The sequence below is a fragment of the Leptospira koniambonensis genome, from assembly GCF_004769555.1.
GTDB classification, from domain to species: domain Bacteria; phylum Spirochaetota; class Leptospiria; order Leptospirales; family Leptospiraceae; genus Leptospira_B; species Leptospira_B koniambonensis.
In genome coordinates, this window is the sequence record NZ_RQFY01000001.1 from 122842 (window position 1) to 140993 (window position 18152).

The 18152-nt window shown below is 40.2% G+C and carries 15 protein-coding genes and 1 tRNA gene; 5 read left to right on the forward strand and 11 right to left on the reverse strand.

What is annotated here, in order from left to right; translation table 11 throughout:
* Positions 1-9: 9 nt before the first annotated feature.
* Both EHQ52_RS00585 and EHQ52_RS00590 read right to left on the reverse strand, forming a co-directional pair.
* Entirely contained in the window at positions 10-2691 is a 2682-nt protein-coding gene (locus EHQ52_RS00585) for a SpoIIE family protein phosphatase (RefSeq protein WP_425269373.1), read from the reverse strand.
* Positions 2692-2788: 97 nt separating this feature from the next.
* Positions 2789-3094 carry a hypothetical protein gene (locus EHQ52_RS00590; protein ID WP_135613350.1) on the reverse strand — a complete coding sequence of 102 codons (306 nt, stop codon included), beginning with the start codon at positions 3092-3094 and terminating at the stop codon, positions 2789-2791.
* 62 nt (positions 3095-3156) lie between these two features.
* Between EHQ52_RS00590 and EHQ52_RS00595 the strand changes: the two genes are divergently transcribed.
* From EHQ52_RS00595 to EHQ52_RS00610, 4 genes are all read left to right on the forward strand, one after another.
* A tRNA-Ala gene (locus EHQ52_RS00595) sits at positions 3157-3229 on the forward strand.
* A 109-nt stretch (positions 3230-3338) separates the two neighbouring features.
* Positions 3339-3971, forward strand: a complete 633-nt coding sequence (locus EHQ52_RS00600; protein ID WP_244244759.1) for a hypothetical protein — start codon at positions 3339-3341, stop codon at positions 3969-3971.
* A 3-nt stretch (positions 3972-3974) separates the two neighbouring features.
* Entirely contained in the window at positions 3975-4505 is a 531-nt protein-coding gene (gene def / locus EHQ52_RS00605; RefSeq protein WP_135613352.1) for a peptide deformylase, read from the forward strand.
* 37 nt (positions 4506-4542) lie between these two features.
* Positions 4543-7899 (forward strand): efflux RND transporter permease subunit, encoded by a 3357-nt coding sequence (locus tag EHQ52_RS00610; RefSeq protein ID WP_135613353.1) that lies wholly within the window; start codon positions 4543-4545, stop codon positions 7897-7899.
* Between the two features lie 24 nt (positions 7900-7923).
* On the opposite strand, the gene EHQ52_RS00615 is transcribed toward EHQ52_RS00610, so the two are convergent.
* Together EHQ52_RS00615 and tyrS are read right to left on the reverse strand one after the other, a co-directional pair.
* Positions 7924-9123: a polysaccharide deacetylase family protein gene (locus EHQ52_RS00615; RefSeq protein WP_135613354.1), complete on the reverse strand. Its 1200-nt coding sequence runs from the start codon at positions 9121-9123 to the stop codon at positions 7924-7926.
* Positions 9124-9136: 13 nt separating this feature from the next.
* On the reverse strand, positions 9137-10354 hold the full coding sequence (gene tyrS, locus EHQ52_RS00620) for a tyrosine--tRNA ligase (protein ID WP_135613355.1): 1218 nt from the start codon (positions 10352-10354) through the stop codon (positions 9137-9139).
* Positions 10355-10416: 62 nt separating this feature from the next.
* Between tyrS and EHQ52_RS00625 the strand changes: the two genes are divergently transcribed.
* A complete protein-coding gene (locus EHQ52_RS00625; RefSeq protein WP_135613356.1) occupies positions 10417-12033 on the forward strand; it encodes a glycerol-3-phosphate dehydrogenase/oxidase in 1617 nt (538 codons plus the stop codon).
* 101 nt (positions 12034-12134) lie between these two features.
* Here the strand turns inward: EHQ52_RS00625 and rpoD are convergent, their stop codons facing one another.
* The 7 genes from rpoD to EHQ52_RS00660 all read right to left on the reverse strand — a co-directional run bounded on the left by rpoD (position 12135) and on the right by EHQ52_RS00660 (position 18020).
* Entirely contained in the window at positions 12135-13901 is a 1767-nt protein-coding gene (gene rpoD / locus EHQ52_RS00630; protein ID WP_086448759.1) for an RNA polymerase sigma factor RpoD, read from the reverse strand.
* A 15-nt stretch (positions 13902-13916) separates the two neighbouring features.
* The gene (dnaG, locus tag EHQ52_RS00635) at positions 13917-15707 is read right to left on the reverse strand and encodes a DNA primase (protein WP_135613357.1); all 1791 of its coding nucleotides are present in this window, start codon (positions 15705-15707) and stop codon (positions 13917-13919) included.
* Positions 15708-15717: 10 nt separating this feature from the next.
* Positions 15718-16167 (reverse strand): GatB/YqeY domain-containing protein, encoded by a 450-nt coding sequence (locus tag EHQ52_RS00640; protein ID WP_135613358.1) that lies wholly within the window; start codon positions 16165-16167, stop codon positions 15718-15720.
* A 39-nt stretch (positions 16168-16206) separates the two neighbouring features.
* Positions 16207-16416 (reverse strand): 30S ribosomal protein S21, encoded by a 210-nt coding sequence (gene rpsU, locus EHQ52_RS00645; RefSeq protein ID WP_008591132.1) that lies wholly within the window; start codon positions 16414-16416, stop codon positions 16207-16209.
* A 201-nt stretch (positions 16417-16617) separates the two neighbouring features.
* Positions 16618-17082 (reverse strand): hypothetical protein, encoded by a 465-nt coding sequence (locus EHQ52_RS00650; RefSeq protein WP_135613359.1) that lies wholly within the window; start codon positions 17080-17082, stop codon positions 16618-16620.
* A 67-nt stretch (positions 17083-17149) separates the two neighbouring features.
* Positions 17150-17365 (reverse strand): hypothetical protein, encoded by a 216-nt coding sequence (locus EHQ52_RS00655; protein ID WP_135613360.1) that lies wholly within the window; start codon positions 17363-17365, stop codon positions 17150-17152.
* 232 nt (positions 17366-17597) lie between these two features.
* A complete protein-coding gene (locus EHQ52_RS00660) occupies positions 17598-18020 on the reverse strand; it encodes a hypothetical protein (protein ID WP_135613361.1) in 423 nt (140 codons plus the stop codon).
* Positions 18021-18152 lie beyond the last annotated feature (132 nt).

Sequence of the window (18152 nt, forward strand, 5' to 3'; positions counted from 1 at the left end):
CCTCGTAGTTCAGCGAAAAAATTTCTGGAGGGTGAGTATGTTTCTTCCCTCTTCCATTTTATAATCTACCACGTCCATTAATGTCTCAATTAGATACACACCGAATCCGCCTTTTCTTTTTCCGGTGAGATTTTCCTCTATGGACGGGTCTTTCACATTCGTCCTGTCGAAACCTTTTCCGGAATCAGTCAGCACGATCGTGATAGAATCTTCAGTGAACCGAATTTTACAATCGAATTTCGGATTTCTGAGCAGAGTATCTTTATAACCGTGCATTACAATATTTGTAGCTGCCTCGTCCCCCGCCAAAAGAATATCATCTCTTAAAAAATCGGGCAGATTTCTGACCTTGATCGCATCGTATATAAACTCTCGGAAGATTGGAATTTGACCGGTACTCGCGTCGAAAGTCCTGAAAAATTGGAAATCATTATTGTACTTCAATAAAAGCACAGTGAAATCGTCGAAAGGTTCTTTTCCAGAGGAGAAAGAACGAATGGTTGCGTATAATTCTTCTACAATTTTTTGTGCAGGAAGATGTCTTCTGGACTTGATCTCTTCGATCATTCTTTCCAGACCGAATTCATTTCCTTGGGCGTCTTTTTCTTCTACCGCGCCGTCAGTATAGAGAACAAAAATATCTCCCGGCTTTACTGTAAAATTTCCGCCCTTGTATTTTGCAGTTGGGATCACACCTAGAGGAGGCCCCTGGCCTTTTAATAATTCGTAAGAGCCATCTTCTTTGATCCAAACCTGGTCATTATGGCCAGCGGACGCATATTCAATTGTGAACAAAGAAGGATTATAATGAATGAAGAATGCAGTTACAAACATTCCAAAATGAGAATCTTCGAAAATTAACTCATTCCCTTGTTTTAAAATTTCTTCGGGGCTTAGATCATGATTTCTAGCAAGAGTTCGAATGATAGAAGAGCTCATCGCCATAAATAGAGCCGCAGGCAGACTTTTTCCGGAAACATCCGCGATCAAAAATGAGTATTGACCATCGCTGTACTGGTAATAATCATAAAAATCTCCGGACACATCCTTAGCCGGAACAGAAAGAATTCCCAGATCAAAATTAGAATGAAACACTTTTTCGGAAGGAAGAATATTCTGTTGGATCTTCCGAGTAATTTCCATCTCCTGTTGGATCGCTTTTTTCTCCAACATCTCGTTCCTTAAACGGAAAGCTTCGAATCCTTTTGTAAACTGTGAAGCCATTGTCTGCAATAATCTGAAATCAGAATCCTGATAAGAAAGTTTATCCTTTCTATCGGCAACAGTCAAGGCACCGTAAGGTTCTCCGCTAGATAAGAATAATGGAACGATAATATAAGAACCTTTTAAATATCTTCTGTCCAACATATGAGGGAATGGTTGGTCCAAAATATCCCTTTTTAATACAGGAAGACCTTCCTTGATGCTGGACAAAACTTGGGTTCCTATAATTTCTTCTTCTAAAACTCTATCTATCTTTTCTGATTTTCCGTCGTAGTATGCACAGTTGATAAAATTCTCTTTAGAGAGACTGTATAAGAAAATACCTGCAACACTTGCATCTAATTCTCTGATGATAAGTCGGATGGATTTTCGCACTAAGCCTAGTCTATTTGTAGAAAGACTTACCGCCTGTGACAGATCAAATAAGGACTCTAACTCGGAGACTTTTTTGCGAAGATCTTTGTTCGCATTCTCTAAGTTCTGAAGAAGTCCAGTCTTCTGGATTGCTAATGCAGAAGTTCCCGAAAAGCTTAAGAAAAGTTCTAGATCCTCTCCAGTAAACTTTTCTCTGTCCACGGTGTTGATCGCTTCAATTACGCCGATTACTTCGTCGTTTGCAACGAGAGGGGCAGCCATAATATTTCGAGTAGTAAATTGAGAAGCCTTGTCCACTTCCTTATAAACACGATCATCATTTTGTGCATCATTGATGATCATTGGCTTCCGTTCTCTAACTACGAGCCCAGCCACACCTTTTCCAACAGGAACTTGCATTTTAGTGACCGCTTCACTTTTTTCACCAAGAACTGTGTGGAAATAGAGATATTCTTTGGATTCATCTAAAAGGAGAACACTACATGCCTCTGTTCTAAATACAGTTTTGGAGGAAAGCATGATCGCTTCTAAAAGTTGAGAAAGATCTAAAGAGGAATTAATTAATCCGGAAACACGAATTACTTCTGTAAGTAAGAAGTCGAAACGTTCTGATTGTCTTTTTGCCTGTGCTGCTTCTAATACTAATTGAGTGGTTGCGAGTAAAGAAAGAGTGACTAAGGAGGCATCTCCGGATACATGAGATTCTTTTAATAATCTTCCTACTGTTTTACATGTAGTACGAAGAAGTTCAAAATCAGTTTTAGAAAAGCGATCCGCGGTTGTTTTACCTTGTAAAACTAAAACGGCGTAACTTGCACGATTCGCCTTGAGACTTGAATCCAGATCATCTACTTTTAATCGAACCACTAAAAGCGGATAACTGCTTGGTGATTTGGCCCAAGGAGGAGTTTTACCTCTTTCTAAAAGTAGATCTTTTCCGGATTGTGAGAATGCCCAATGTGCAGCTTCGATGAGTTCTCTTTCGTTACGACCGGAGATTTGTCGTATATTCGAAGACTCTGTTGTAGAAAATATTCCACCTAAGTCAGCATGAGTGAGTGCGATCGCCTCTCTCAAAAAACTATCAAAGATAGAGGAGACCCCTAAACCTTCTTCTAGAAAGAAGGAACCGTCACTTCGACTTCTGAGTAGGGTCTCCTGTTTTTTTATCTGGGTCAAGGTCTAAAAATTAAGATTGGAATTTAAGGGATTCTTCCCTTAGTCTTCTATTAGCGTGTTCAAGTTCTTTGATACGATTCATTGCAGAAATTAATTCGTCTCTAGATAAGTTAGTCACTACTGAAGTTGCATCGAAAGCTTCTTTAACATCTTTTAATTCTTGTCCGGAATACTGAATGATAGTTTCGTACATACGAATGATCTCATCCGCGTTTTCCAACTCTTGCTCGTTCAATCTCAAAACTTTTTCATAACCTTTGATAATATCGTTTTGGATTTTTATTTTTTTCTGTAGTTCCTCGACGGAATCGCTCATCCGATTGCTCCTAAAATAATATATATTGACAGTGCGCCCAAGGAGACCATTTTGGAATCAGAGGGGATGTAGCTCAGTTGGGAGAGCATTTGAATGGCATTCAAAAGGTCGGGGGTTCGATTCCCCTCGTCTCCACACACCAGCGCCGAACCTAATAGATAGTTTCCTTTCCTAATCACTGTCAAGACTAATGCGAGAGAATCATTGGACTTTTACCAGCCGGGGAAATCCCAAAAAAGACGAAGTGCTTTGGCTTCGGGACCCCTTACATTCTTTTGACAGGTCCTTTAGCCCGGAACTTCCTTCAGAATATTATCTTACTGTGGCAGAAGGTCCTGAGAAATTTTCCGGATTTTCGAATGAAGACATTTTGGATTTTCTTCTGAAAAGAAAGAAGAAACAAATTCTAATTGCAGAAGGATTTTCCGCGAGATTGATATGGCCACTTCTCACCCAACCTAACGATAAAATACTTTCTGCATTTCTGATTTTCCCAAACCCTCTGCCAGTATCAGGATACTCCACTTCCATTTTAGAAAAAACGGATTGGTTTCTTAGGAATTTAACCCAGATCCCTAAGTTCTTTTTGGATCCATTCGGTTTAGAAAAGCTTTGGAACGGATTGGAAAAGGAAGATCTATATTCCCAAAAGGCAAAATGTCCGATTGGTATCCTTCTTCCTAGAACTGTCGGCCCATTGGAAACCCAGGCAGAAATATTACAGAACATTTCTGTAGGAACTTCTGTGTTTAGATGGGAAGCTCAAAATCCAAGATTTTCAGAACCGACCACTGGAATGCTGTCTAAAATCCTAGAACCATTCTTAAAATCTGGTGGGCAAAAACCGGTGAAGGATAGCTCTAGGACAAGGTTCTGAAAAATGTCAGTACGTAAAATTCTCAAAATTGGCGATCCACTTCTAAGAAAGAGCAGCGAAACTGTTCATCCAGACGAACTGGGAACCAAAGAATTCAAAAAAATGATCCGCGACATGTTTGATACAATGAGACATGCGGACGGTGTGGGTCTTGCTGCTCCTCAGATCGGTATCATGAAAAAGATCGTGGTAGTAGGTTCAGATCCTGAGGATGATAGTCCATCTAGAGTTCCGGAAAGGATACTTATCAATCCAGAGATCAAACCGATTACTGATTCAGTAGATGGAAATTGGGAAGGATGCCTCTCCGTTCCGGGTATGAGGGGGTACGTAGAAAGACCCAATAAGATCCAAATGAAATGGATGGATGAAAAAGGAAATTCTCACGAAGAAACAATCGAGGGATATTCTGCAATCGTATACCAACATGAATGCGACCACCTAAACGGGGTTTTGTACGTAGATAGATTAAAGAGTACAAAAATGTTCGGATTCAATGACTCCATGGAACTAAACGGTCCTATCCTGGACTAAAAAACTTCTCCCCTAAACAATCTAAGCGGAAGCCTATATGAAAAGTATCATCGAATATTTCCTCTCGAAAAGTATCTTCGTAAACCTACTTACAGCCATTATCATTATCTGGGGAGGCTGCAAAGCGGTTGAAATGAATCGCGAAGCTTTCCCAAATATTAATTTTGATATTGTATCCGTTTCTACTATATACCTAGGCGCTTCTCCCCAAGAAGTGGAGAAGTTAGTCACTAATCCTTTAGAAAAAGCGATTAAAGAAGTGGATGGGATCAAAGAATATAGATCCGCTTCTATCGAAGGAAGATCCGGTATCGTGATCACTTTGGATCCTGATACAAAGGATACTCAAAAAGTAGTAGATGATATCAAATCCGCCATAGACCGAGTGGAAGATCTTCCGGAAGAAGCAGAGGATCCAATCGTAACAGAGATTACAACTGCAAGAACTCCAGTAATTGAAGTTTCCATTACTTTAAAGGATGATGATGGATCGGTTGAGGCGGAAAAGAGATTACGCGCTCAAGCAAAGATCGTTGAACAAGCACTTTTAGACATTTCAGGAGTTGCAAAGGTCTCTCGCAGAGGCTGGAGAGAAACTGAAATGCAAGTAGATATTCTTCCGAATAGTTTGTTTGGTTTTTATCTCACCGGCCAAGATGTAATAGGCGCATTAAGAAATCGTAACGTAAACGTTCCAGGCGGAAATGTCACCGGTCTTGATAAGGAGATCATTCTTAGAACGATCGGAGAATTTGATACTCCTGAAGAAATTTCTAAGGTGCATGTCAGAGGAAATGAGATCGGGAATGCGATCCGTATCCAGGATGTCGCCAGAGTCACCGAAGGTTTAAGAGAAGCGGATTATATCGAGAATGTAAACGGTACTAAAACCGTAGCGCTTACTGTTCTAAAACGTCAAAGTGCAGACGCTATTAAGATCGTAGACAATGTAAAATCCACCGTTGAAAAATTTCGCAAGAGTTCTCCAGAATTCCAATATGCATTCGTAAACGATCTTTCTAAGTATATTCGACGTAGGTTAAACGTTTTAATCTCAAATGCTGCATTCGGGATGATCTTAGTTACTGGATCTCTCTTCTTCTTTTTAGGATGGAGAGTGGCACTTATGACTGCTCTCGGGATCCCTGTTTCCTTCGGTGCTACATTTATTCTCATGAACCAATTTGGTATGACCTTAAATCTGATCTCCATGTTTGGACTCGTCTTGGTCGTAGGTATCCTTGTAGATGATGCGATTATTATATGTGAGAACGTATATCGATATATAGAAGAAGGACTTCCTCCTTATGAGGCTACATTAAAGGGAACCTTAGAAGTGGTTTCTCCTGTGACTGCTACTGTTACTACAACAATTGCTGCATTTGCCCCTCTTCTATTCATGCCAGGTATTTTTGGTAAGTTCGTATTCAGTATTCCACTTGTGGTGATCATTGCACTTTGCGCTTCTCTTGCGGAAGCATTCTTCATTCTTCCAAATCACTTATATGATATCAATAAAGGTGGAGTAAAAGCCGGAGAGATCAAAGAAGAATCGGGATGGTTTGCTAAATTTAGGAACACTAAATATGTTCCTGCGCTTCGATTCGCTTTAAACAATCCTTGGAAGATGACTGGAGGTATCGTTGCCTTATTGATCGCAAGTTTTATCATCCAATTTTTATTCTCTAAGTTTAAGTTATTCCCTGGTTCTGTAGACCAGTTCTACGTAAAGGTAACTGCTAAAACCGGAGCAAGTTTGAATGAAACCTATCGTTATCTAGAGGTAATAGAAAAAGAGCTCGCGAAAGTGCCTCCGGAAGATATGGAGAATTATGCGACTCGTGTGGGAATCATCCAAGCAAATCCGAATGATCCTTTTACTAAAAGGGGAAAACATTACGGAATGGCAATGGCTTATTTAACTGCGGAAGAGAACCGTAAAAAATGCCATAAAACAGATGATATCATCCAAAAACTTAGAAGAAGAACTCTCTGGCTGCTCAATGAAACTTCTCGCAAGATAGAAGAAGAGAAGATCCAAAAAGAAGCAGAAGAAACCAAAAATCCTTGTGATATTCCTGAACCTGTTGTCATCCCAGAAGAATTCGAATCTCTTAGAGGAAAACTTATTGCTTTAGAATATGAAAAAGTTTCCGGGGGACCTCCTGTAGGTAAACCTGTTGCGATCGAGATCAGAGGAGATAATTATGATACTCTTCTCAAAATTGCATCTGAATACAAAGCGGTACTTGGAAAAGTAAAGGGAGTCACGGATATCGCAGACGACTTCAATGAAGGTAAGGACGAAGTTCGAATTAGAGTTAGCGAATCGCTAGCTTCTACCGCAGGAGTTTCCGTATTTAGGGTTGCTCAAGCAATTAATACAGCATTCCAAGGAACCGTTGCGACAAAGATCAAAAGAACAGACGAAGAAGTAGAAGTAAAAGTCCGCTTTCCTGAATCTTACAGAAAATCTGTAGATAGTTTGAACCATGTTTATGTTTCGAATTCTATCGGCAAAATGATCCCAGTATCTCGTTTGGTTACTGTGCAAAAACTTCCAGGTGTTTCTAATATCAATCACTTGGATGGAAAACGTTTAGTTACTGTCACTGCGAACTTAGCGGGAGGAAAACAAGCAAATTCGAGGGAGGCCAATGCTTCCGCTAAAGTATTGGCAGAGAAAGAAAAGATCATAGATAAATATCCTGGTTATATCGTTCGTTTTGGCGGGGAAAATAAGGATACGGAAGAATCAATGGGTTCCCTAGGTGGAAAATTCGGATTGGCTCTTCTAATCATGTATATCATCATCGCTTCTCAATTTGGATCTTTGATGCAGCCTCTTGTGATCGGAAGTGCTATCCCCTTCTCCTTTATTGGAGTGATCTTGGCATTCGTGACTCATGGAGAATCTTTCGGATTCTTAGCTATGCTTGGAATTGTTGGTCTTGCGGGAGTTGTAGTAAACGACTCAATCGTACTCGTAGACTTTGCAAACACTCTGCGCAAAGAAAATCCGAATAAGAATATTAAGGAAATCTTAATAGATACAGGAAACTTAAGACTTAGAGCTGTGACCTTAACTACTGTGACTACAGTTTTGGGACTTTTACCAACTGCATACGGTATCGGTGGTTACGACCCATTCTTAGTTCCAATGGCACTAGCTTTTGGTTGGGGACTTGCATTTGCAAGTATCATCACTCTCATCATGGTGCCTGTATTCTATCTTCATCTTTACAATTTCCAGAGCTGGTTTTACGGAAGGGTGGAAAATGTTTTCGGTAAAAAGCAGGTTGTAAGACCAAGCGCTGTATATTTCCCAAGCCCAGAATTTTCAAGCGATCCTGAACCGATTTCAACGATTAATAAGGGCAGAAAGAAGAAGTAAGATAATCAAAACGAAAAGCGGGCATCAATCCTGCTTTTCGTTTAATACTTCAGGAACGGTTGTGAATTTATAACCTTTGTTTAACATCGCCTGAATAAAATCAGGAAGAATATAGATCAGTTTTTCGGATTGTCTAGGCGAACCTAAATGCATCAAGATAATTGCACCATTCATTCCATTTTTGTCAGCAGCTTCCCAACGATATAAAAAATCCAACATCTCTTCTTTAGTTTTATAATGTGGATTTTGTACTAGCTTTGTTTTTCCTGTAGAAGGATCTTTTTTGGTGATGTACTTCTTATATACGAAGTCAGGTACATCCAAAGAACCTACAGTATTATTGCTCCAGAAAATATGATTTTCATAACCTTGTGTAGCATATACATCCAAAATGATCGGGTCCACTGCGCCATATGGCAATCTATAATACTTGGTAAGAGTAAGCCCTGTAATCGTCTTAAATTTATCCTCTACTGATGTTAATTCTTCCAAAAGAACATTAAAATCTGGGATCTCGTCAGCCACATAACTTAGTAGTGCTCTTTTTCTGAGAGAGGATTCTTTCAAACTTCTAGGTAAATTAAAATGGCTCCATGTATGATTCCCGAAAACTACTCTTCCATCTAATGCTGCTAATTTTTTGAGATAAACCAAATTGGTTTTGGAAAATAACGATCCGCCTTTTTTAGCAGGATTTTCATTGGAAACGAATAAGGTCACCTTGATCGGGAACCTCATCATAAATTCATAAAGTATTTGCAGATCTTCTCCGGTTCCTAAATCGAATGTAAGAGATATTTCCTTAAAATTCGGATTTCCTCTGCTTATGTTTTTGCCTGTACCGGGTTTAGGAATGATCGTTTGCAGGGAGTTTAAGTTTTTATTCACTTCTTCAGTTAGGTCTCCATCAGGAACGTCATCTAAGATGGAAGATTTGAAACGAAGTACTTCTTCTTCTCTTTGCTGTTCTTCTAATCTTAAACTTGTGATATCTTCTGAAAGAACGGAGATGACTTCATTCTGCTTTTGGACAGTGTTTTGGAGGGAATCCAACCTTCTTGCTAAAGCAAAAACAGTGGTAATGCTCAAGATCAGGAAGAAGAATACGGAGGAACCGATCCGGATCTGACGAAATTTTTTTTCCAGGACTTCGGATTCGACTTCGTTGTCCTGGATTTCCTTGATCGTCTTAGAAAGTACTGTAGATTCTTCTTCGCTGAGCATGTTCTGATTTCGGTCAACTGACCAGACGGATGAATTTTCCTTTTTTGCCTTGGCGAATCAAGTATTCTGCGTTTTTAGTTACAGTAAATTTTTCATCCGAAAGTTTCTCTTCGTCGACATAAATCCCCCCAGACTTGACAAGCCTTCTCGCCTCGGAGGTAGAAGGAACAAATCCCAGTTTGGCGAGAACCCAGATCAGCTGAGGAGTTTCGGATTCTTGGAAAAATTCGGGACCTAATTTTGTTTCCGGAATATTCTCAGGAATGGCTCTTGCTTTTGGATTATGGACCTTATTCCATTCTCCAATTGCTTCTGAGTTTGCGTCCGAAGAGGAAAACTGATCCATTATTAATTTTGCAAGTTCGGTTTTGACTTCTTTAGGATGTAATTCCCCTGACTCGATACCTTTTTTACGCTCAGAAACAGATTCCATAGGAAGATCGGTAAGTAATTCGAAATAATTCCACATCAGTTCGTCGGAGATGGACATTAGTTTTCCGAACATGTCGATTGGCTCTTCTGTAATCCCCACGTAATTTCCGAGGGACTTGGACATTTTTTTGACCCCATCCAAACCAACCAAAAGAGGAAGAGTGATCACACATTGTGCCTCTTTTCCGTATTCTCTCTGTAATTCTCTGCCCACTAGAAGATTGAATTTTTGGTCCGTTCCACCAAGTTCCACATCCGCTTCCATTTCTACGGAGTCGTAACCTTGCACAAGTGGATAGAGGAACTCAATCAGAGAGATGGATTGTCCGCTTTTGTATCTTTTGCTGAAATCGTCTCTTTCTAAAATTTGGGCCACGCTGTATTTAGAAGTGAGCACCAAAACATCTTCAAAATTCATCCCGGAACACCAACGGGAATTATATACAATCTTGGTCTTCTCCTTATCCAAAACCTTAAAAACTTGGCTTTGGTAGGTTTCTGAATTTTTGAGAACTTCTTCTTTAGAGAGTCTTTTTCTGGTTTCAGATTTGCCCGTAGGATCTCCGATCATCGCGGTAAAATCTCCTAGAAGGAAATTCACTTCATGACCCAGATCCTGGAAATGTCTCAATTTTCTGAGTAAAACGAAATGCCCCAAGTGAAGGTCTGGAGCTGTCGGGTCGAAACCGGCTTTGATTTTTAAGGACTTTTTTTTGGTAAGTTTGGAGGTAAGTTCCTCTTCGCTGATCAGGTCGACTGTCCCGCGTCGTATCAATTCGATTTGTTTTTTAGGTTCCATTTGGCTCTTTTATTGCAATTTCACCCACCGAAATCAGCCTGTAAAGCAGGAAGACCTTGTACATGCAAAAACACGATCGCAAAAGCCGGTTTGAAAAATTAAAAGAAGAACAATTCGACCTCTTGATTTTGGGGGGTGGAGCCACAGGAGCCGGGGCTGCCCTGGACGCGAGCCTACGCGGACTCAAAGTTGCACTTTTAGAAAAATCAGATTTTGCTTCTGGAACTTCTTCTCGTTCCACAAAACTCATCCACGGAGGGGTTCGCTACCTCGCCCAATTCCATTTCAAACTGATTCACGAGGCGCTCACAGAAAGACAAAGACTTCTGGACAATGCGCCTCACCTGGTCAAACCGCTTCCATTCATTCTTCCCACATACAAATTGTACGAAAAACCATATTACAGTATCGGAATGACGATGTATGATATCCTAGCTTGGAAAGGAAATCTGCCTTCCCATAAAAGAGTTTCCAAGGAAGAAGTTGAAAAAGATTTTCCTGCTCTCCAAACTAAGGGACTGACTGGCGGGATCTTATATTACGATTCTCAATTCAACGATGCAAGATTGAATGTGAACCTGGCTCGTGCTGCCTCCAAAGAAGGTGCTCTAGTACTGAACCAAACTGAACTTCTATCTTTCCAGAAGAAGGACGGCAAAATTACAGGTGGAAAAGTAAAGGATCTCTTAAGTGGCGAAACCTATAATGTAAAAGCAAAAGTTGTAGTGAACGCGACTGGGCCTTGGGTGGACGATATTCGTTTAAAAGATGATCCAAGAACTTACCGTGTACTCTCTCCAAGCCAAGGAATTCATTTAGTTTTCAAAAAAGAAACCATTCCTTGTAATACAGCACTCATCATTCCTAAAACAAAAGATGGACGAGTAGTATTTATCATTCCTTGGGAAGATCATGTGATCTTAGGAACCACAGACACTCCTATCCACGAAGTAAGCCAAGATCCACTTCCATTAGAATCAGAAGTGGAGTTCCTACTACAAACAGGTTCAGAATATTTAGCGAAACCGCTTCAAAGAAAAGAAATCATCTCCGTATTCTCAGGGATCAGACCTCTTATCTCACCAGAAGGAAACCAAGACACAAAAAGTATCTCCAGAGAAGAAGTGATCTTAGTTTCTTCCTCCGGGCTAATTACTATGGGAGGAGGAAAATGGTCTACTTATAGAAAAATGTCGGAAGACCTGATCGATAGAGTTTCGAAAGAAGGTGGATTCGAAGAATTCGGCCCGAGCAGAACTGCAAAATATGCATTCCCAGGAAAAGTTGGATATTCAGAAAACTTATACAAAGAAATCCAGAAAATGTATAAGGTAAGCGAAGCTTCTGCAAAACGTCTCCAAAACTTTTATGGCGGAGAAGTTTTCATCATCCTTGGCAAAAAGCCAACTCCTCTCTTAAAGGGAATAGAATATTTCCAAGAAGAAGTGGAATGGTTTGCAAAAGAAGAATTCGCACTCACTGTCACTGATGTTCTTTCCAGAAGATTCAGGATACAATTCTTAGATCTAAAACTTTCAGCAAAACTAGCAACACCAGTTTCAAAAATCTTAGCTAAACAACTTGGCTGGAAGGAAACGATTCGAAAGGAAAAAGAATCAGAGGCATTAGAACTAATAGAATCTCTGAGATCTACCTACAACGGAAAAGCTAATAAATAAAGTCTCTCGCAAAGGCGCAAAGATAAGAAGATATTGTTTCGAAATTTCTGAAATAACCTTCTGAACTTTGCGGCTTCGCGTGCAAAACTCTCTCTCGTCTCTTAATCGATATAATCTCTCAATTTTTTAGAACGAGATGGGTGACGTAGTCTTCGAAGTGCTTTTGCTTCGATCTGACGGATCCTTTCTCGAGTCACTTTGAACTGATAACCAACCTCTTCTAAGGTTTGAGGATAACCATCATCCAGACCGAAACGCATACGAATTACTTTCTGTTCCCTTGCAGGAAGAGTGTGAAGCACCTGTCTGATCTGTTCTGCAAGAATGCTAGAAGCTGCAGAGTTTACTGGAGATTCCACATCCTTGTCTTCGATAAAATCACCAAGTTCAGAATCTTCTTCAGATCCAACTGGGATCTCGAGAGAGATTGGTTCTCTTGCAACGTTTTTAACCGCTTTTACTTTTTGAACAGGCCAGCCTAAACGTTCTGCAATTTCTTCATTGGAAGGATCACGCCCAAATTCTTGAACAAACAAACGAGTCTCACGGATCACCTTATTCACTTGTTCGATCATGTGAACTGGAACACGGATCGTTCTTGCTTGGTCTGAAATCGCACGGGTGATTGCCTGGCGGATCCACCAAGTAGCATAAGTGGAGAATTTATATCCTTTCTTATACTCGAATTTGTCTACAGCCTTGATTAGACCAATATTTCCTTCTTGGATCAAATCGAAAAAATGCATTCCTCGGTTCGCATAACGTTTCGCGATGGAAACCACAAGTCTTAAGTTTGCTTTTACAAGTTCCTTTTTGGCTTGAGCGATCTCTCTCTCTCCTTTGATGATCTTTTCGCCCCAATCCTTGATCTCTTGGACAGAAGAACCAGCTTCCTGTTCCATACGGCGAAGTTTACGCTCATTATTACGAATATCTTTGATGACCTCGCGAACCTCGTCTATAGAGACTCCCATCATCTTTTCGATATCTTCTAACTTTTCATTCTTTTCGATGAAACGGTTGAACGCTTTGATATCCTTAACGTCATAACCGTATTGAGCTTTGATCTTTAAGAAATGACGATCGATCTCCTTGATCCTGAAGACCATGGATTTGATTTTTTGGGAAATTTTTTGGATCTCTTTTTGAGAAACTCCTAGTTCCCTTACTGCGGTATCAATGATACCTTTAGAAATATCAATTTTCTCTTTGAACTCTTTGAACTTTTTAGAGTTCTCAGAATATTTGCGGATCCTGGATTGAGCTTCTTGTAAAACTTTTTCTTGTTCTTGGATGACAGAGATGTTTTTGAAGAAAAGTTCTTCTAACTTCTTTGCCTCTTCCGCGTTCATCGCGTACATCTTGTCTACTCTAACAAGATCATACACCTTAGTCTTTTTACTACGGATCTTAGGAAGAAGTTTGATGAAGTTCGCTCTAAGGATAGAAGAACCTAAGATGGTTTCTTCTATGATTTTCTCGCCCTTCTCTATTTTTTTAGCGAGGAATACTTCCGTTTCTCCGGAGATCAAATTTACCTTTCCGATCTCTTTTAAGTAAAGACGGATTGGGTCTTCTGAACCGCCTGCAGAAGAAGCTGTTTCTTTCTTTTTGCGTGCAGGTTTTACCGGAAGAGCCGGATCATCTTTAGGCAGGATAGAAGTAGCCGGCTCCAAAGATTTTCTAGTATATTCTTCTACGATCTCTATTCCCATCTCATGAAGAAGAGTGAATACATCATCGATCTTCTCTGAGTTTAAGATCTTATCCGGAAGTATCTCATTGATCTCGTCGTAGGAAATTTCGCTATTTGCTTTTCCTATCGCGATGATCTTCTGCACTTCCGGCATGCTTTGTAGATTTTCCATTCTGCGGTCCCCTATCTATCTTACGCCCGAGTTTTCATTACGGATAAATTCCAATAATTTTGATTTCTCGGTCTTATAATATGCCAGTTTAGTAAAATGTTCGGGATCATCCATTGGTGAACCCGAATCCAACTCTTCCATTCTCTTATCGATCACGAAAAGTTTCTGTTGATTTAATAATCCTTTAAATACCTTCACAGAATCTTCAGGACTCATATCCGCTTCTGAGATCAGAAAAGGAGCTATGGATTCCTTAAATTCGTTTGGGATCTCTGAAGAAATAACGGAAGCAGGAGAAACTTCTTCCTCGCTTGCGTATCTCGTATATATAAAGTCCCATAAAAACGCACTTTTAGAGTCCAAGAATTCCAACCCGGATAATTCTTCGGAAAAACGGAATAAATGATTAGCCTTCACGAGTAAGGCAATGATCTCTCTTTCGCATTTTTCCGCAGGATTCGGGCCTGATACACGTTTGGCGGATTTATCCTTATTATTATCGGACCCTGGAGAGGCAAACTTGGCTCCTCCACCCTTATAATCTCGTAAAACTGCATCCATACTGATCCCAAGCCTTCTTGCTCCGAGACCTAGAAAAAACTCCTTGTCGGAGTCCCGATTGAACCCTTTCAGGAATTGGTATAAATTATCCAATGCCCTTCTTTTCTTTTCAGGAAGAGCTCGAGAATCCGCCTTATCCAAAAGTTCTTCCACAACAAAGGAAGAAGCTGGGATTTGGTTCTCCAAAAGTTTATGCAATTCTTGGCGGTTCAATTCTTTAGAAAGATCGAAAGGATCCTTTCCTTCCGGCAATAATATAACAAAACAATCTAAGCCTTCTTTCAGGCAAAGTTCCGCTGCGTGAAGTGCGCCCTTTCTACCCGCGGAGTCCCCGTCCAAAACCAAAAGGAATTTGTCGGAGAACTTCTTCATGGTCCGGATATGATTTTCAGTTACTGCGGTTCCCATACATGCAACTGTATTTTCCAAGCCCTTATCTACGAGACCGATCACATCCAAATATCCCTCCACTAAAATTGAGGTTCTGGATTTCTGGATGGATTCTTTTGCCTGGTGAAGATGATAAAATGTTCTTCCTTTATCAAAAATGGAAGAAGCTGGACTGTTCACATATTTAGACTCTTTTCCTGGGCCTAAAATTCTTCCTGAAAATGCGATTACTCTGCCAGAAAGATCGAAAACAGGGAACATGATCCGATCTCTGAAAAAATCATAAGGTTCTTTTCCCTTTTCGGATTCACGGATAAGGCCCACTTCTAGAGCGGCCTTGATTTCTTCTTTAGTGTTAAAAACTTTTCCGGTTAAATGATTAAATCCGCCCGGAGCATAACCAAGTTGGAAAGATTTTTGGATCTCATCTCCAAGATCTCTTGAATTCAAATATTCTCTTGCAGCAAGACCCTGTGGTCCTCGCAGATTTTCTTGGAAGAAAATTAGAGCCTTCTTATTTACTTTGTATAGAAGTTCAGTTCTTTCTACTTCTTCTTTTGCTTTTTCTTGGATTGGAATTCCTGAATACTCAGAAAGAATTTCTTTCGCTCTTTGGAAATCCACTCTTTCGTAACTCATTACGAATTGGAATAGATCTCCAGATGCTTTACATCCAAAACAATGATAGAATTGTTTATCTACTGAAACATTAAAAGAAGGAGATTTCTCTTGGTGGAATGGACATAGGCCCACCATATTTCTCCCTCTTTTTTGTAAGGGTACAAATCGACTAATGAAACTTTCGATGGGAACTTCCCTACGAATACGGTCGATAAATTCCCTTTGGAACTGCAAGGTAACCCGCTTAGGAAAGTTTAGATTTTACGATCGCAGAAACCTTTGATCCGTCTATGTTCGCGCCCTTAAACTCAGCCATAACTTTTCCCATAACCTTTCCTATGTCTTTGGGTCCGGAAGCTCCGAGTTCTATGACGAATTTTTCTACAGCGGCGATGATTTGATCTTCAGGCACATCAGGTGGAAGATATGATTTTAAAACTTCGGCTTCACCCTTTTCTTTATCCGCGAGATCATTACGATTTGCTTTTTCGTACATCTGGATTGCATCAGTACGTTTCACGTAGCTTCGTTTGATCAATACGATGACTTGCTCATCGTTCAATTCCTGGGCTCCGTTTTTCGTAAGCTCGTATTGGATATCAGCCTTGAGTAGGCGTAAGGTGGAGAGAAGAGGCTCCTGTTTTGCTTTCATGGCCTCTTTCAGGTCGGTATTAATTTTTAATTGCAGGGACATGCCCGTTCCCCTATTCTCTTAGGAACCTAAGACCGGGGATTAACCGCGGTCTTTACGGGAGAAGAGACGTTTTTTCTTTTCTAACTTGCGTTTTGCGGATTCTAAAGCCTTTTTCTTTTTGATGCTAGGCTTTTCGTAGAATTCACGTCTTTTGATCTCGCTCATGATTCCGGCGTTAGCGCAATCTCTCTTAAAACGTTTGAGAGCGGATTCGATGGACTCGCCTTCCTTTACAATGATTCCTACCATTCGGTGGATTTCTCCTGTTTGGATTGTTTTAGGACCGGATAAACAATATCGCAAAAAAACGATACCGACCATTGCAAATAGCAAAGGTCCGGAGTCTGGGGACAAAGTACCCCGTATTTACTAATTTCTGTTGACTGGGTTGGAAGTCAAGGTCATTTGGCCAATTTTCTGGCCCGAAACTTAGAAAACCCCAAAATGACCTTATATGGTCAAAATGGAGGTCCAGTTATACCCGTATAAACCGAGTATGACCCCAATCCCAACCCCGTAAATCAAATGTCCGAATACGTGAGCCGCCGCAACACTGATCCCTGCTTCTCTAAACTGTTCTAAGGGGTGATTTCTGGCTACTAGTACTACTAAAAGGAATCCTACCAAATATCCATGGAAGAATCCAACTGCCCCTCCAGTTACAATAGAAGCGATCAATATATGGGGAGCCAGACTGATCAGGATTGCATATGGAAATGCAAATATAATCCCAATGACAATATGAGTGATTATCCCAGGGACTAAGGCTTTACTCATATCCTTTGTGAAAAAACTTCCTACGGCTCGGATCATATCTGCATTTACAGATCCTGCGTAATGAATGGACCACATGGAAAGGGACATACAAATGGTTCCGACAAAACCGGCCACGAAGATCAATCCTATTGCTTCCATAATTCCTCCGCTCGCGGGAGAAAATTGTAGTCTAGAAAATTAAGTCGGACAAGAACTAAAGATTGGTTTAAGCAGCAAAAAAATCTGCTTTTTGGATGGTAGAAATTTCTATTTCCGCTTCTATTCCGAAATCGCCGTTTTTGATCACTACGTCACCGTTCATTTTTCTATTTTTATCTAGCTCTATCACGGTTCCGTCTTTTAGGGTGAGAATGATATCTATACCTCGATAGCTGATATAACGTTCCAAGGTGGCTTTAAATTGTTTTGCCTTGTCTTTCATCTTCTCCCCCAATACGTTTTAATTTACGGTACAACTGTTCATTTTCACGAGAGGGTTTTTTAGTAGAGATCTAATTTATTTTCGCACGGAGCTCGCAGAGAATGCGGATAAAAAAAGGAAGAAGATACACAAACAAGTAGTACTTCCTCTGCGTCTTAGCGGCTCTGCGTGAGAAAAAAATTAATAGAATTGGCACGCAGAGGCGCCGAGCCGCAGAGAGTTATTAATGTAATTAGAAATGTGCTTTGAGCAGTTTATCATAGACTGGTTGGAAGGAATCCAGAGGTTCTGTGATCTCTAAAAAGCGGATCTCGTAATCAATAATCAGATGATTCACTTGAAATATCACTTCGTCGAATCTGCTTTTAACAATATCCAATCTACAATCAGGGCAAAAAGTTAAGAAGGATCTGGAATTCAAAACGTAAAGTTTATCGTACGGACGAAGATGGGCCTGGATAACTGATTTTAATTCTTCTACAATTTCGCCTGATTTTTGTTCTCCAAGTAGTTTGAAATACTGGGAAAGATCCTGGAAATAAAAATGGGTCAGTACCATTTCAGTGCTGAGTGAATTTTTAACATCACGTAAGAACTGGTTCGTAAATTCTTCGAACACATCCGGGATAGGCTCTTTCTGATTCGTTGTTTCCATCTCTTATTGAAATATCGACATAGAAAGGTGGCAAAAGTCTAACTTTTTCGAAAGAAGGAAACCTGCTCATTATATAAAACGTTACAAAATGTGGCCTGAAAGTTCCGAGAAATCAGACTTGTCAACCTGCCC